Below are 15,291 nucleotides of genomic sequence, written 5' to 3'. Positions count from 1 at the left end.
GATATTCTTATTCCGTGTTTGATTCTCCAATGCGGTTTGCATATAAATGTGTTACGCCATCTTCTGTTGCCAAAAGACATACCGAACACAGCTGATAAAAAAGTGAATGTTCTACAACCCCTGTAATGAGTTTGATTTGTTTATTCAAATCAAAAATATCGGGCAGTTTAGAAAAATAAATGTCTGCCAGGAAATTACCTCTCTCAGAAAGGAGAGGACCCGATTTTTGTCCAGATTTTCGTAATACAATGTCGGATATCGTTGTAGAATAACTTGATTTTAGTTTTTTAAGTACCGATAGCCAAGCTTCGGGTATAATTTCAACACATAGTGGGTACTTTGTGCTAAGTTTTTCGACCATCTTTGAGCCATCGACCAAGAGAATAAACTGCTGTGCCATATTCGCCATAATCTTCTCACCCGTGTGTACGCCGCCGCCACTTTTGAATGCATTTAAATGAATGTCCACCTGATCACAGCTGTCAAAATAATAGTCCAGGGTTGTTAGGATACTGTTATCAACACAAATAAGTCCATTCTCTTGGAGCAGCATTTTGGTTTCCAAAGAAGGCGATGTAAATTTTAAGCGGGATCTAAAGCTGATACTACTGGCGATTAATTCGATGAAATAAGCTATTGTTGATCCAACACCTAATCCAATGAGCTGATCGGGTTCTAATAGTTGAAGAGCAGCTTTGGCAGCTTCCTGTTTGAGATTGTTCATAAACGGTAAACTTATAAGATTGTAATACCTTGTGCGGCATAAGGCTGTAAAATGCGGTCAAAAGGATCCTTTTCTGTAATTAAATAACTGATATCAGAGACGGGGCATGTTAGGAAAGAAGCCAAGGTATCCAGCTTATTGCTTGTTGTGGCAGCAACAATGTTCATTGAATTTTTACATAGTACTCTTTTGACATCTGCTTCTTCGTGTGTTCTTGATGTAAGTCCGCGGTAGAGATCCAGGCTACATACACCTATGAAGCTGATATCCGCGTATATTTTTTCAAATGTAGCGATGGTTTGCTGTCCTTGCATAGTAAGTGATGATTTGCAGAAAGTGCCACCAGCAAAAATCAAGGTGATGTTTGGGAAGTTGGCAAGTATATTGGCTATTGGGAGGCTATGTGTGACAACAGTAAGGATTAGGCTATCGGGAATATTTCCAGCAATTGTCTGTGTTGTTGTGCCGCCATCGAAAAAGACAACTTGATGATTTTTCAATAGTGTGATCGATTTTTCTGCTATGGATTGTTTCTCCATAACATCAAGGTTGTTTCGGTCGTATATGTCGAACGGCATGTTTGACCGTAGCGTGGCGCCACCCCGAATAGCACGAAGCAAGCCGGCGTCGGATAACTCTTTAAGATCACGTCGGACGGTATGTTCAGAGACACCAAGTTCGGCCGCTAAGTCTGTCATCGCTAATTTTCTTTCCTTTTTGATTTTCACTAATATAAAATCGTGGCGTTCTTCTTTGGATATCATGCTATAAATATAATGGTTTTGTGCTATATGTTGCAATATTTGACCTTATATTTGTTGTTATGTTGCAATATATTGCAATATGATAAGTTGTTTATCGATAAATTGTTTATTAGTTTTTTGGGGATGGCTTCCAATTCAATTTTTGATGAACTTGTTTTTATGGTATTTATTTCTTTCAAATAGCGTTATATTTGTGAATGATCGGGGGTAGATTCACTCACCTTTCTGTTGTAACCAATTCTAATTTTCGCCTTTACAGGTTTGCATCTTAAGCATGGGAGATCAAATAAAACATGAATGTTATCGTTAGAATTGCAGGTTCTATTGTATTCGTCTTTTTATGTAGCTGTAGCGTACAGCCTGGCGGAAAGCTTAAGAAAGAACAATGGGTATTAGGAGGCTTTGAGCGGCCCAAAGGTATCAATCCAATTATTGAGCCTGATACGAGTTCGGTATTTTATGATCCAATTCTGAAGAAGGATATTCGATGGGAGGACAACGATACTTTTAATCCTGCTGCAGTGGTAAAGGGAGATAGTGTCTATGTCATTTATCGTGCAGAAGATCGGACAGGGAAGGCTATTGGCCACCGGACTTCTCGACTGGGATTAGCAGCTAGTGCTGACGGTATTCATTTTGAACGACAGAAAACACCGGTATTTTATCCAGCTTCTGATGAGCAGCAGGATAACGAGTGGCCCGGCGGGACGGAAGATCCCCGCTTAGCACAGACGGAGGACGGGCGTTTTGTGCTATTTTATACCCAATGGAATCGGAAGGTGCCACGCTTAGGTTTAGCAATATCCACTGATCTGAAACACTGGACTAAGTATGGCCCCATTTTTAAAAAATCGAAAAACAGGCCCACTCTTGTTGATGAACCGCATAAATCAGCTTCTATTGTGACAGTAATGAAAGGTAACAGGCAGGTCATAGCTGAAATCAATGGGAAATATTGGTTGTACTGGGGGGAACATGGTGTGTATGGCGCCACATCTGATAATTTGATTGATTGGGAGCCCGTAACAGATAAAAAGGGGGGATTGATCGCTTTTATTTCGCCGAGGGATGGTTATTTTGATAGTTCATTGACGGAGTGCGGTCCCCCGGCGGTTTTGACTGATAAAGGAATTGTATTGCTGTACAATGGTAAGAATCATGCTGAGAAAGGAGATAAGCGTTTTAATAAAAATACTTATTCGGCTGGGCAGGTTTTATTTGATCCACGAGATCCGACAAGCGTATTGGCTCGAATGGATGTTCCGTTTTTGCGTCCCATGGAATCTTTCGAAAAAAGTGGGCAATATATCGATGGTACGGTTTTTATTGAGGGATTGGTCTTTTTTAAACAAAAATGGTTTTTATATTATGGCTGCGCTGACTCCAAAGTTGCTGTGGGTATTTATGATCCAGGGGATCCTTCTGTCATGGACCCCTTACCCTAATCGCTGTAGGTCTGTTTGTAGAGCATGAAAACAGTATTGAGTCTGAATTTTATATTAATTAAGGATTGATGGAGCAGTTTTGAAGGGAGACTGTATTGGTTAAATACGTAAAATTAAAAAAGGCAGATCATTTGATCTGCCTTTTGGGTAAGTAATCGGGTTCGAACCGACGACCCCTAGAACCACAATCTAGTGCTCTAACCAACTGAGCTATACCTACCGTGATTTTGATGATACAAAAGTACGATTAAACCCTATTCCCTCCAAATATTTGATTGAAAAAAAACAGCGTTTAATGCCAACTAGGTGAAGATTAGTTTATTAAATTTTAATAAAAAACATCGATACGGTTACGTTTCGATGTTGATATGCATTTCGCTTGTCTAAATTTGTCATTTGCTTCCGATCTTTAACAAAAAATGCGGTTCCTGCCATAGAAACCGCATTTTTTGTTAAAAGAAATATGATTAGATCATTTCTACACTTCTCTTCACGAAAGATGTTAGATCTGCTCCTGATAATAAACCTCTGGATAAGAGCGCTAAATCAAAAGCCTGTTTTGCTAGCTTTGAACCTTCTTCGTCCGATGACGATAAGATTCTTTTGATCAGCGGATGGTTGCCGTTGACAGTTACCTTATAATTATCGGGCAATGAACCATAAAAATTCATACCACCGCCTGTCTTGGCCATATCTTTCATTCGGCGCATAAATTCATCAATTGTTACCGACACAGGCAAATCGCCTTCATTTAACGCATCAACTTCAACTTTCATATCCTGACGGGAGATTGCTTTTTCAAAGACCGCTAACGCTTTTTTAGATTCTTCTTCCGAAAGGGCAAGTTCGACCTTTTCGTCTTTTTGGATCAATTTATCGATAACGTCAGCATCTACACGCTTCAGCTGTACCTTTTCACCGCCTTTTTGCTCCAAATAAGCTGCAAAGTGCGTATCCAGTGGTCCATCGAGCATCAAAACATCATACCCCTTATTTAATGCAGTTTGGATAAAGCCATCTTGTTGAGCAGCATCATGTGTGTATAAGTAAACAATGTTTCCATCTTTATCTACCTGAATATCTTTGACCTTTTCGTAATACTCCTTAATGGTGAAACTTTGGTTGCCTGTGTTTTTTACTAAACAGAAGTCATTTGCTTTTTCAGCAAATTTCTCATCGCTTAGCATACCGTATTTGATAAATAAACCGATATCTGTCCATTTCTCTTCAAATCCCTTACGATCAGTCTTAAATATTTCGTTCAATTTGTCAGCCACCTTTTTGGTGATATAACTGTTGATTTTTTTAACGTTACTGTCTGCCTGCAAAAACGAACGGGATACGTTTAATGGAATATCCGGCGAATCAATTACCCCATGAAGTAACATCAAGAATTCAGGAACAATATCTTTCACCTCGTCGGTGATGAACACTTGTCTAGAATAGAGCTTGATTTTATTGCGTTGGATCTCCAGTTCATTTTTAACTTTAGGGAAGTAGAGGATACCTGTTAGGTTGAATGGGTAATCTACATTGAGGTGAATCCAAAACAACGGTTCATCCATAGAGTAGGGATAGAGTTCGCGGTAGAAGGCTAGATAATCTTCGTCTTTTAATTCAGACGGCGATTTTGTCCAGGCCGGATTGGTATTGTTGATGATATTATCTACCTCTACAGATTTGTATTTTGGTTTTCCTTCTTCGTCTTCACCATCTGGTTCAGAATTTGTTTTGGTACCAAAACGAATTGAAACAGGAAGAAATTTAGCATACTTATCTAAAATATCCTGTAAGCGTGCCTGGCTTAAAAATTCAGTTGATTCTTCGTTAATATGCAAGATGACATCTGTTCCACGGGTGGTTCTTGTACCTGTAGAAATTTCGTAAGATGTACTACCATCGCAAGTCCAATGAGCAGGTTCTGCTCCATCCTGATAAGATAAGGATTGGATTTCTACCGTATCGGCTACCATAAATGCGGAATAGAAGCCTAAACCAAAGCGGCCAATGATTTCATTTGCATCATTTGCTTCTTTGAATTTTTCCATGAACTCTGTTGCTCCTGAGAAAGCGATCTGGTTGATGTATTTTTTTATCTCATCTGCAGTCATACCAATACCATTGTCAGAAATAGTGATGGTCTTGGCAGCTTCATCAAATTTTACGTCTACAATCAATTCACCTGTTTCACCTTGGTATTGACCCAAAGATGCCAGGCGTTTGATTTTTTGAGAAGCATCAACTGCATTAGATACCAGTTCACGCAAGAAAATTTCATTATCAGAATATAAGAACTTTTTGATTACGGGAAATATGTTCTCCGTGTGAATTGAAATACTACCTTTTTCTGGATTCATAATTTGTATGTCGCTATTTTTAATTTTATGATTTGTTTAAAACATACAATCAGTGTTCCAAATCGGCTTTATAGGACATGATGGCAGTAAACAGCCTATTTTGTCATAGGCACATTCGCTGAATTTACGGGCTCTTCAAGTAAACTGCCAGCGAGCGCAAGTCCCTAACATTAATTTAGGCCTGGGCTCTGTGGGAAATTGGCTACATGTGCATATTTGGGGCCAAGTCCAATAATGGCATCCTTCCACAACAATTCACCGTTACCTTCAAAAATGAGCTGATGGTGGTATTTGTTTTGTACAGCCCAGCTGTTTTCTTTTATTTCGCCGTCTAATTGACCGGCAGACCATCCAGAATATCCGATAAAGAATTTTAATTCGTCAGGTTTTATGCTATCCGTTTGTATGGCTTCGATAAGCTTCTCTTCATCGCCTCCAAAATAGATTCCAGGAGCCACTTCTTCGCCGCTCAACAGTAAATCAAAACGGCTATGGACAAAAAAAAGGCTTTCCTGAGCTACAGGGCCGCCGACGTAGATCGGGAAATTGCAATCCGGTATAGATTCCAATAATTGGCCTATGCGAACATTGGTTTGATTATTTAGAACAAATCCGAGTGAACCTTCCGTATTGTACTCACATAACAATATCACAGATCTGAGGAATCTGGGGTCTAGCATAAAAGGTTCGGAAATCAATAAACTTCCTTTTTGTGGGTCTAGTTCGGTAAACATATAGCGCGAATTTTAATTATTTATTGAATTTAATCTTTTTTATTTAATCTATGCGAGATTTGTGCCAAAATTAGGATTTTGTCAATTTCTACTAACTTTATAGAGAAAAAGCAATGATTTTAGTAAGTTTGTAGGATATAAAAACAGGTTTCTATGTCCATTCAACATAAAGATATTGCAGCAATCAGACAGGATTACGTATTAGGTAGCCTATCTGAATCGGATGTGGATCATGATCCAGTCCACCAGTTTAAAAAATGGTTTGACGAGGCTATTCACAGCGAGGTAATCGAGCCCAATGCCATGGTACTTTCAACGGTGTCTTCCCATCAATTACCGTCCTCGCGAGTTGTTTTATTGAAGGACATCATAGCAGAGGGACTGGTCTTTTTTACAAACTATGAAAGCCGTAAAGGGGAAGACATGAAAGCTAATCCGCATGTTGCATTGTTGTTTTTTTGGCCTGAATTACAAAGACAGGTCCGGATCGAAGGTGTTATTGATTTTGTGAGTGAGACCGATTCGGATGAATATTTTCAATCGCGGCCAAAAGCAAGCCGTATCGGTGCGTTAGCATCCCCGCAGAGTCACGAAATCCCTAACCGCAGTTTTTTGGAAAACAGGGTAGAGGAACTCGAGAACCAATATATTGGAAACGATTCTGTACCGAGACCACCACATTGGGGTGGCTATCTATTGAAACCGATTTATTTCGAGTTTTGGCAAGGGCGTGCAAGTCGGCTACATGATCGTATGGTCTATAAAAAAGTGTCAGATTCCTGGAAGATTACGCGCATAGCTCCATAAATATGACATTTGACGAAATTAAATCGATGCTTGTTTCCAAATTTGGAACTCAAATTATTCTTAAAGAAGATCGGAATGGGCTGCAGCCAGCACTTTTTATTGATAAAGCAGATCTTGTAGCCGTTTGTTTATTTCTGAGGGATACAGAAGGCTTGTACTTTGATTTTTTAAGCAACCTAACTGCAGTGGATTATCAAATGCATTTTGCCATTGTTTACCATCTAAATTCCTTGCCTTATCAACACGGTTTGGTCTTAAAAGTTGAGTTGGCTGGTAATCGTTCGCTGAATGAACTACCTGAGATTCCTTCGCTTACTTCGGTGTGGCGCACTGCAGACTGGCATGAGCGCGAAGCATTTGACCTTATGGGGATATATTTTGAGGGACATCCGGACCTGAGAAGGATTTTGCTGCCTGACGATTGGGAAGGCTATCCTTTACGAAAGGATTATGAGGAAGCAGAAAAATATCATGGCATTCATATTAATTGATAAAAATGGCGAATCCAAAATATAAAGAGGCATTAATGCGCTATGAAAAACACCTCACAGAGATCTCAAGCCAGGAAATGGTGTTGAATATGGGACCTCAGCATCCTTCGACGCATGGTGTACTTCGGTTACAACTGATTACAGACGGAGAGATCGTGAAAGAGGTTGTTCCACACTTGGGTTATCTGCATCGTTGTTTTGATAAGCATGCTGAATCGTTGAATTATGCAAAAACAATTCCATTTACTGATCGCCTGGACTATCTGGCCTCGATGAACAATAGCCATGCTTTCGTAATGGGGGTTGAACGTATGCTTGGACTCGACAGTAAAATACCTAAGAGAATAGAGTACATTCGGGTTTTGGTCTGTGAGCTCAACCGGATAGCATCCCATCTTATAGCTATTGGTACATATGGTATTGATATCGGCGCAACAACGCCATTTCTGTGGTGTTTTAGGGATCGTGAACATATCATGAATATGTTGGAATGGGCCTCAGGTTCCCGGATGTTGTACAACTATATCTGGGTAGGAGGTTTATTTTATGATTTACCCGTTGGCTTTGAAGAGCGTTGTACGGAATTTATTGCCTATTTCAAGCCTAAATTGGTCGAACTTGATGAGATATTGACACAGAATCAAATATTTATTTCCCGTACAGCTAAAATAGGTGTACTTCCTGCTGATGTTGCCATAAATTATGGTGTATCGGGGCCTATGCTGCGTGCTTCGGGGATAAAATGGGATTTGAGAAGAATAGATGGCTATTCTGTTTACCCAGAAATTGATTTTGAGATACCTGTGGGAAAAGGTGAAATGGGGACACTTGGTGATTGCTGGGATCGTTATAAAGTTAGAGTAGATGAGGTCAAGGAATCTGTTCGCATTGTTGAGCAATGCCTTGAGCGATTACAGAAAGACTTTATACGCACAGCCGAATTTGATCCGCGAGCTTTGGTTCCGAAGAAAGTGAATTTGAAAGCGCAGGACTACTACGTCCGTGCTGAAAATCCGAAAGGAGAATTAGGGTTCTACTTTGTCACAAAAGATAAATCAGATATTCCATTACGTGTAAAATCAAGGGGGCCAAGTTTTAATAACCTTTCGGTGATTTCAGAACTCGGAAAAGGGGTGCTGATCGCTGATTTGATAGCGATCCTTGGGTCGATTGATATCGTTTTGGGGGAGGTGGATCGTTAGATTGCGGTAGTATGCATGTTTTATAAACGATTTAGCAAAATAAAATAGAGATTGTATTGAAAATGTTGCATGAAAACGCAAATAAATTTGTAAATGAAAGCAATTTTCATCATATTTGCAGTCTCATAATTTAAGTTTATAATTGGTTAATGAAAGCTCGTTACTCCCAAAGTAGCGGGCTTCTCTTTTTATAGGGTGTAACTTATTGATGCCGCTTATTTATGATGCCGGTGTGTTGGTTTGAGCTTGAAGGGTTTACTGTCTTTTCTCCCGAGTATTGTTGATTATCCTGTAGATTTCATCGAATTCCTGTATTAGAATTTAACGTAAATGATTACCTTTACTGGTCTTAAATATAAAAAAGTGACGGATAGTTTAGTTATCATTCCAACATATAATGAAAAGGAAAATATTGAAAAAATCATTCGCAAAGTTTTTTCCTTATCACACGCATTTGATATTTTAATTGTAGATGATGGTTCTCCCGATGGGACGGCTACAATCATCAAGAATTTACAGGTTAATGAATTTACTGGCCGTTTGTTTATCGAAGAGCGAACCGGGAAGCTGGGGTTAGGAACGGCATATATCCATGGGTTTAAATGGGCACTATCCCGCGAACATTACCAATATATTTTCGAGATGGATGCTGATTTCAGCCACAATCCAGAGGATCTGCTTCGCTTACGGCAGGCTTGTGTGGACGGCGCAGACATGAGCATAGGTTCGCGTTATATCAAGGGCGTGAATGTTGTCAATTGGCCGATGAGCCGTGTGCTGATGTCCTATTTCGCTTCGGTATATGTTCGTTTTATAACTGGAATAAATATCCAGGATGCTACTGCGGGATTTGTTTGTTTCTCCAGGGAAGTCCTCAAGACAATCCCACTCGAAAAGATTAAGTTTGTAGGCTATGCTTTTCAGATTGAGATGAAATTCACTGCCATAAAATATGGCTTTAATGTGGTTGAAGTACCCATTATATTCACAGACCGGACCGAAGGTACATCAAAGATGAGCACAAGTATCTTTAAGGAAGCTTTTTTTGGAGTTATCCAATTGAAATTAGGAAGTATCGGAAAGCGCTACAAGAGAAATTAAATATTGCCACAATGAACGAGAATTTAGATCCAAATCCAGAACGTCTGAGCAATACAGATCGTGATATTGAACGGGCCTTGCGGCCTCAGGCTTTTGAAGATTTTACGGGACAGGCTAAAATATTAGAAAACCTCAATATTTTTGTGAAGGCAGCTAGGCTGAGAGGAGAGGCGCTGGATCACGTTTTGCTGCATGGCCCCCCAGGCTTAGGAAAGACGACCTTATCCCATATTATTGCTAATGAGATGGGGGTTGGTATCAAAATTACTTCGGGACCTGTATTGGATAAACCGGGTGATTTAGCAGGATTATTGACAAATCTTGAAGAAGGAGATGTCCTGTTTATCGATGAGATCCACCGTTTAAGCCCTTTAGTAGAGGAATATCTCTATTCGGCAATGGAAGATTTCAAAATTGACATTATGCTGGAAACGGGGCCAAACGCACGGTCTGTTCAGATTTCCCTGAACCCGTTTACCTTGATAGGGGCAACAACCCGCTCAGGTCTTTTGACAGCCCCCTTGCGTGCACGTTTTGGAATTAATTCACGCTTACAATATTATGATGCAAAACTGCTGACAACTATTGTGCTGCGCTCGGCTCATATCTTAAACACACCGATTTCTGATGAAGGCGCCTATGAGATTGCACGAAGGAGCAGAGGGACGCCCCGGATAGCCAATGCTTTACTGCGTCGTACACGGGATTTTGCACAGATAAAGGGCAATGGGAGCATCGATAAAGAAATAGCGAAGTATGCTTTGCATGCGCTTAATGTGGATGAAAATGGTTTAGACGAGATGGACAACAAAATCTTAACGACCATTATCGACAAATTCAAAGGTGGTCCTGTAGGATTAAAAACCATAGCCACAGCAGTTGGGGAGGATGAAGGTACGATTGAGGAAGTCTATGAACCCTTTCTGATTCAAGAAGGATATATTATGCGGACGTCAAGGGGACGCGAATGTACCGAGGCTGCTTATAAGCATTTGGGCCGTGTCAACCTCTCGAAAGGAAATACACTGTTTTAAGCGCGAGTGAAAAGTATATTTTAATTTTTCTGCTGAATAATTTTATTAGTCCGGCTCAATAAGGCTGGACTAGGTTTTGTCCGTTGAAAATAGCTTATCTGGGCCTGCAACTCCTCATATACCCAAGGGTGCTTCTTTCGCAAGTTATTTAAGATGTCCAGGCAGTTGACCAGTACAGCGACAGGACATGTAGGTTCAATCATCCATTGGAAGGAATGCTCGATAATTTCTTCTTCTATCTCATTTTGAAGCGTATATTCTTTGTTTTTTTTCGACGTCAAAAATAGCAAAATTTTAGTGTAGCTTCTAAGGCAGCTCCAGTTCTTTTGTTTTTTTAAATTGTCCAAGAACTGTGGGAGAACAGATTTTAGCAACGTTGTATTCTTTAAAACGATGGTTTCAAATACCCAAGCGGCGCGAAAGGCAATCTTTTTGTCCTTCTCTAAGGAGATGTTCAGCAGATCGGCCAGGGTTATTCCTTGAAGAATATCCAAAGAAAAATCCGTTACCTCGAAAGATCTCAAGGTAACGGATAAAAATGCTAATTTTTCATCGTAGGTCATGTAACCGTTATTTTTGTGGTTTTTCTCGATTCATTTCAGTCATGTCAACTTCGTTCATCTTGGAATCACCCAACAGATATTGGCTAAAGTAATCGCCCATTTTCCAAAAGAAATACTCAGTCATATCGCCAAAGCCATGTCTTTGTCCAGGTAATAGCAGGAAATCAAATCTTTTGTTAGCCTTTATCAATGCGTCTACCATTCGAATGGAATTTGCCGGGTGTACATTATTGTCAATATCTCCGGTAGCGATAAGTAGTCTACCTTTTAGGTTTTTTGCGAGCTCCGTATTTTTATTGATTTGGTAGGAGAATGTTGTATCGCCTTTAGCGGATACTTTTTCTGTTACCCCATGATGGCGCTCACTCCACCAACGGTTGTAAATCTGATTTTCATGGTTTCCAGCACCAGATACCGCAACTTTAAAGAAATCAGGGTAAACAAGCATTGCGGCTGTAGACATAAATCCACCTCCGGAGTGGCCAGTTATACCAACGCGGTTAATGTCGATGTATTTATAACGATCTGCAAGCTGTTCTGCAGCGACTTTTTTATCTTCCAAACCATAGTCGCGCAAATTGCCATAACCATAGGTATGATACCATTGTGAACGTGAAGGATGTCCGCCACGGTTGCCGACTGTGATGACGATAAAGCCAAACTGCGCTAGCCTGTCGATTCTGTCCATACTTCTTCCAAAAGATTTATTGACAGCCTCGGTTTGGGGTCCGGGATATACATATTCCACAATGGGGTAAGTTCTGGTACTGTCAAAGTCAAATGGTTTATACATGACTCCATAAAGATCCGTGGTACCATCTCCGGCTTTTACTTTAAAAGGTTCCGGGAATTTGTACCCCGCAGCAAATAGTAAGGATAGATCTGCCTTTTCCAGTGTCATTACTTTCTGTCCATTGCTATTGTATAAGACAGATTCAGGAGTCGTGTTTACTCTAGAGGAATTATTGACAAAGTATCGGGAAGATTCGCTCATTTCCACTTGGTGATCAAAGTTTCCTGAGTTTAATAATTTAATTCCGGAGCCATTTGTATTTACACTGTACTGATGTAGATAATAGGGGTCCTCGTTTTTCTCACGCCCCGATGCTGTAAAGTATAGTGTACCTGAAGCAGGGTCTAAACCGGTAATTTCCTCCGTATGAAAGGCACCTTTTGTGATTTGATTAATCAATTTTCCATTCGTGTCGTAAAGGTAGTAGTGACCCCAGCCATCTCTTTCTGACCAATGGACTAATTGCTTTTTGTTTTCGATAAGGAATGGTTTTTGAACATCCAAATATACATTGGAACGCTCCTGGATAATATTGTTTACCGTACCATTTATATTGACCTTTAGGAGATCAATCCGTTTGAGGTCACGGCTAGCGCGTGAAATATAGAACTCGTCGTTATTGCCTAACCAGTAGTTGATAAAATAATCCTCTTTATAAGAATTTTTATCCGGAGTTTTTGTCCAGGTAGAGATGGTCTGATTTTTAAACGCGGCTATATTGATGCGGCGTGGAGTTTTTGCTGCTGCATCGAAGATATATAGTTCAGTTTCTGTCGAATCGACTTCGCCCGGCATTTGGTATTTATAAGTTTCAAGTGTTGGTCTAGATGAGCCAACATTATTGATTACCCATAAGGGTTTTAGAGAACGGTTGTCCTTTCTGGTCAAGGTAAAATAACGTCCATCCGGCGACCAGCTGACCCATACTCGTTTACGTTTCTGATCGTTGTCTTTGTCTTTGTCCTCACCTGTAGTAGTGCTGTATTCATCGCCGCCCCAAGCATAATATTGTACACCGTCTTTTGTTATCTGGTGCTCTACAATGGTGCTGTCTTTTTCATTCTTTACCGCTTTAATATAGTTGGATTTATCCATCCAATACAAGTTGTAATCTTTCGCAAAATAGACTGTATTGGTGTCAGGGGAGAATGTCGCCCACCCCAATGGTGATTTTACTTTTGTTGAGTCACTGATTTCAACGACAGACTGTGCTGCTAAGTCATATTCCAAATAAAATAGTTTCTTTTTGGTCGTATCGGACTTGTTCTTGAGCTTTTGTATTTCATCTTTGGATTTCACCGTATCTTTGGTACTCTGAACCTGGAACCTTAATTTTTTCTCATCTTTGGTAAATCGAAGCCCCTGTAATTCCAGATGCTGGGCATCTACAGGATTTTTAACGATTTTAGTAATCTGAGCGGCGATGTTTTCATTATTGAAAAGAAGTTCTTTCTTTTTCAGCGCAGGGTTTACAATGTACCAGTTTCTTCCCTGTGGACTTGCGTAATCATACCAAAAGCGATCGGAAAAATTGATCCAATTTGGTTTGATGCTAGTCGAAAAAATCATTTTCTTTAATTTTTCAGGGGAGAATTTTGCAGCCAACTGATAATTGGGCTTTATAGGCGCTTCCTTCGCCTGTTGTGCAGTGCTAACATAGGGCAATAAGCTCGCCGCTAAGATTAAGTAGTACTTATGCATTAATAATATAGATAATTGTATAATAATGGTTCCGAACGTAAAAATATCTATTATTAGGTTCTTTTGCGAATGATTCGTGTAATAATCCTATGATGGATAGAAGTTTTCATTGAAATTGACCAGAAAAAGTTCCTTTGTTGCCCGGGTAACCCCAGTGTATAGCCATCTTAAAAATTCAAGATCCAACATGTCATCGTTTATATAACCCTGGTCGACAAATACGATTGGCCACTGGCCGCCTTGTGCTTTATGGCAGGTAATTGCAAATGCAAATTTAATCTGAAGCGCATTATAATAAGGATCTTTTTTAATTGCTTCGAGTCTGTCCTTCTTATCCATGATGTCGGCATAATCCAAAGCAATCTCTTCGTAGAGTGCTTTTTGGGTTTCATAGGGCAGATTGGGACTGTCTGTATAAAGGCTGTCTAGGATAACGCGGCAGGTGATGGGTTCTATTTCATCAATGTCTACAAATTCAAGTGTGACATCTGCAAATCGAAATCCATGCTGACCGTGGATATTACTTACTTTTCGGACTTTCGCCATATCGCCATTTGCAATAAATCCATCGCCCATGTTGTTTTCCTGCAGCCAGAAGTAGTTGTTTTTTACAACCATAATATAATCTCCGCCAGTGAGCTCCTCGTCCCGGAACAAAATCCTGTTCCTTATATTCTGATTGTATAAATTTGCTGATCGATTAGAACGGCAGATAATCATTGTATTTTCGAGCCCATATTTGTCATATGCATAGTTTATTCCCTCGATTAACCGTTCACCTGTCATCCTGTAAAGGTCTTTAAATCCATTTGTTATGAATTTTGGAAAGGGGAAGTCATTTTGATCTTCCTCTGCCGAGGCTATCTCTTCGCGTATTTTGGTTGCATTATACAATATACCGGAGTCTTTGGATTGGCGGACAACCGTGGTTAGCTCAAAAGGATAAACGCAAAGATGGAATTCACTTTCGAGATAGCTTGGGTTTAAGGCAGGACTATCCAAGAGTCCCACTGGAGGTAATTGAGCCGTATCTCCAACAAATAATAGGGTACAGTTCTTCCCTGATTGCACATAACGGATCAAGTCGTCCAAAAGGCTTGCCGAAAATGCATTCACAGACGCATTGGAGATCATTGAGGCTTCATCGATGATAAATAAAGTGTCTTCATGCAGGTTCTCCGCCAAGGTGAAATCCAGCTGGAATGAAACAGCAGATTTTTTACGGTATATTTTCTTGTGGATCGTCAGTGCCTTGCGTCCCGAATAATAGGTGATCACTTTTGCAGCCCTTCCTGTTGGCGCGAGCAGAACAGCTTTTTTTCGCAATGCAGGTAGCACTTTAACTAGCGCAGAAATTAACGTTGTTTTTCCCGTACCCGCGTATCCTTTAAGTACAAAGCAGGATTGCTTGTCAAAAGCGAGTAGAAATTCTTGCAATAATTCGAAAGCCTCCAACTGCTGTTCGGTGGCTTGCCAAGGGAATTGCTGTATTAACAGATTTTTGATGAACACCCTCAAAGTTATTTAAAAGGTTTGTCTTATCCTCTAGAAAAAGCTATTTTTGCTCTAAGAAGT

13 protein-coding genes and 1 tRNA gene are annotated in these 15,291 nt (G+C 40.1%); 6 read left to right on the top strand and 8 right to left on the bottom strand.

What is annotated here, in order from left to right; genetic code table 11:
• Window positions 1–7: 7 nt before the first annotated feature.
• Together rpiA and GVK91_RS02580 are read right to left on the bottom strand one after the other, a co-directional pair.
• A complete protein-coding gene (gene rpiA, locus GVK91_RS02585; protein WP_159726756.1) occupies window positions 8–724 on the bottom strand; it encodes a ribose 5-phosphate isomerase A in 717 nt (238 codons plus the stop codon).
• Window positions 725–735: 11 nt separating this feature from the next.
• Window positions 736–1,488: a DeoR/GlpR family DNA-binding transcription regulator gene (locus GVK91_RS02580; protein WP_159726754.1), complete on the bottom strand. Its 753-nt coding sequence runs from the start codon at window positions 1,486–1,488 to the stop codon at window positions 736–738.
• Window positions 1,489–1,781: 293 nt separating this feature from the next.
• On the opposite strand from GVK91_RS02580, the gene GVK91_RS02575 reads away from it, so the two are divergent.
• A complete protein-coding gene (locus GVK91_RS02575) occupies window positions 1,782–2,933 on the top strand; it encodes a glycoside hydrolase family 130 protein (RefSeq protein WP_159726752.1) in 1,152 nt (383 codons plus the stop codon).
• A 146-nt stretch (window positions 2,934–3,079) separates the two neighbouring features.
• On the opposite strand, the gene GVK91_RS02570 is transcribed toward GVK91_RS02575, so the two are convergent.
• The 3 genes from GVK91_RS02570 to GVK91_RS02560 form a co-directional block, all read right to left on the bottom strand.
• Window positions 3,080–3,153, bottom strand: a tRNA-His gene (locus GVK91_RS02570).
• Between the two features lie 247 nt (window positions 3,154–3,400).
• A complete protein-coding gene (gene htpG / locus GVK91_RS02565) occupies window positions 3,401–5,290 on the bottom strand; it encodes a molecular chaperone HtpG (protein ID WP_153848515.1) in 1,890 nt (629 codons plus the stop codon).
• A gap of 170 nt (window positions 5,291–5,460) precedes the next feature.
• Window positions 5,461–6,024: a YqgE/AlgH family protein gene (locus GVK91_RS02560; protein WP_075992590.1), complete on the bottom strand. Its 564-nt coding sequence runs from the start codon at window positions 6,022–6,024 to the stop codon at window positions 5,461–5,463.
• Window positions 6,025–6,177: 153 nt separating this feature from the next.
• Here GVK91_RS02560 and pdxH point away from each other — a divergent pair, with 153 nt between their 5' ends.
• From pdxH to ruvB, 5 genes are all read left to right on the top strand, one after another.
• Window positions 6,178–6,831, top strand: a complete 654-nt coding sequence (gene pdxH / locus GVK91_RS02555; protein WP_153848513.1) for a pyridoxamine 5'-phosphate oxidase — start codon at window positions 6,178–6,180, stop codon at window positions 6,829–6,831.
• Window positions 6,832–6,833: 2 nt separating this feature from the next.
• Window positions 6,834–7,322: an NADH-quinone oxidoreductase subunit C gene (locus GVK91_RS02550; RefSeq protein WP_159726750.1), complete on the top strand. Its 489-nt coding sequence runs from the start codon at window positions 6,834–6,836 to the stop codon at window positions 7,320–7,322.
• A gap of 35 nt (window positions 7,323–7,357) precedes the next feature.
• Window positions 7,358–8,524, top strand: coding sequence for an NADH-quinone oxidoreductase subunit D (locus tag GVK91_RS02545; protein WP_153848524.1), 1,167 nt, complete (start codon window positions 7,358–7,360; stop codon window positions 8,522–8,524).
• 363 nt (window positions 8,525–8,887) lie between these two features.
• Window positions 8,888–9,625: a polyprenol monophosphomannose synthase gene (locus GVK91_RS02540; RefSeq protein ID WP_153848523.1), complete on the top strand. Its 738-nt coding sequence runs from the start codon at window positions 8,888–8,890 to the stop codon at window positions 9,623–9,625.
• Window positions 9,626–9,636: 11 nt separating this feature from the next.
• Window positions 9,637–10,659, top strand: a complete 1,023-nt coding sequence (gene ruvB / locus GVK91_RS02535) for a Holliday junction branch migration DNA helicase RuvB (RefSeq protein ID WP_153848511.1) — start codon at window positions 9,637–9,639, stop codon at window positions 10,657–10,659.
• Between the two features lie 20 nt (window positions 10,660–10,679).
• Here ruvB and GVK91_RS02530 read toward each other — a convergent pair whose 3' ends face one another.
• The 3 genes from GVK91_RS02530 to GVK91_RS02520 all read right to left on the bottom strand — a co-directional run bounded on the left by GVK91_RS02530 (window position 10,680) and on the right by GVK91_RS02520 (window position 15,228).
• Window positions 10,680–11,222 carry a hypothetical protein gene (locus GVK91_RS02530; RefSeq protein WP_153848510.1) on the bottom strand — a complete coding sequence of 181 codons (543 nt, stop codon included), beginning with the start codon at window positions 11,220–11,222 and terminating at the stop codon, window positions 10,680–10,682.
• Between the two features lie 7 nt (window positions 11,223–11,229).
• Window positions 11,230–13,716, bottom strand: a complete 2,487-nt coding sequence (locus GVK91_RS02525; protein ID WP_159726748.1) for a DPP IV N-terminal domain-containing protein — start codon at window positions 13,714–13,716, stop codon at window positions 11,230–11,232.
• Window positions 13,717–13,803: 87 nt separating this feature from the next.
• Entirely contained in the window at window positions 13,804–15,228 is a 1,425-nt protein-coding gene (locus GVK91_RS02520; RefSeq protein ID WP_159726746.1) for an ATP-dependent RecD-like DNA helicase, read from the bottom strand.
• Window positions 15,229–15,291 lie beyond the last annotated feature (63 nt).

The sequence above is a fragment of the Sphingobacterium sp. 18053 genome (assembly GCF_902706145.1).
GTDB lineage: Bacteria > Bacteroidota > Bacteroidia > Sphingobacteriales > Sphingobacteriaceae > Sphingobacterium > Sphingobacterium paramultivorum.
This window is presented reverse-complemented; position numbering and strand designations above follow the sequence as displayed.

Excerpts from the sequence above, each read along its gene's own strand:
- rpiA (WP_159726756.1), bottom strand. The coding sequence starts at position 724 with ATGAACAATCTCAAACAGGAAGCTGCCAAAGCTGCTCTTCAACTATTA.
- GVK91_RS02580 (WP_159726754.1), bottom strand. The coding sequence starts at position 1,488 with ATGATATCCAAAGAAGAACGCCACGATTTTATATTAGTGAAAATCAAA.
- GVK91_RS02575 (WP_159726752.1), top strand. The coding sequence starts at position 1,782 with ATGAATGTTATCGTTAGAATTGCAGGTTCTATTGTATTCGTCTTTTTA.
- htpG (WP_153848515.1), bottom strand. The coding sequence starts at position 5,290 with ATGAATCCAGAAAAAGGTAGTATTTCAATTCACACGGAGAACATATTT.
- GVK91_RS02560 (WP_075992590.1), bottom strand. The coding sequence starts at position 6,024 with ATGTTTACCGAACTAGACCCACAAAAAGGAAGTTTATTGATTTCCGAA.
- pdxH (WP_153848513.1), top strand. The coding sequence starts at position 6,178 with ATGTCCATTCAACATAAAGATATTGCAGCAATCAGACAGGATTACGTA.
- GVK91_RS02550 (WP_159726750.1), top strand. The coding sequence starts at position 6,834 with ATGACATTTGACGAAATTAAATCGATGCTTGTTTCCAAATTTGGAACT.
- GVK91_RS02545 (WP_153848524.1), top strand. The coding sequence starts at position 7,358 with ATGCGCTATGAAAAACACCTCACAGAGATCTCAAGCCAGGAAATGGTG.
- ruvB (WP_153848511.1), top strand. The coding sequence starts at position 9,637 with ATGAACGAGAATTTAGATCCAAATCCAGAACGTCTGAGCAATACAGAT.
- GVK91_RS02530 (WP_153848510.1), bottom strand. The coding sequence starts at position 11,222 with ATGACCTACGATGAAAAATTAGCATTTTTATCCGTTACCTTGAGATCT.
- GVK91_RS02525 (WP_159726748.1), bottom strand. The coding sequence starts at position 13,716 with ATGCATAAGTACTACTTAATCTTAGCGGCGAGCTTATTGCCCTATGTT.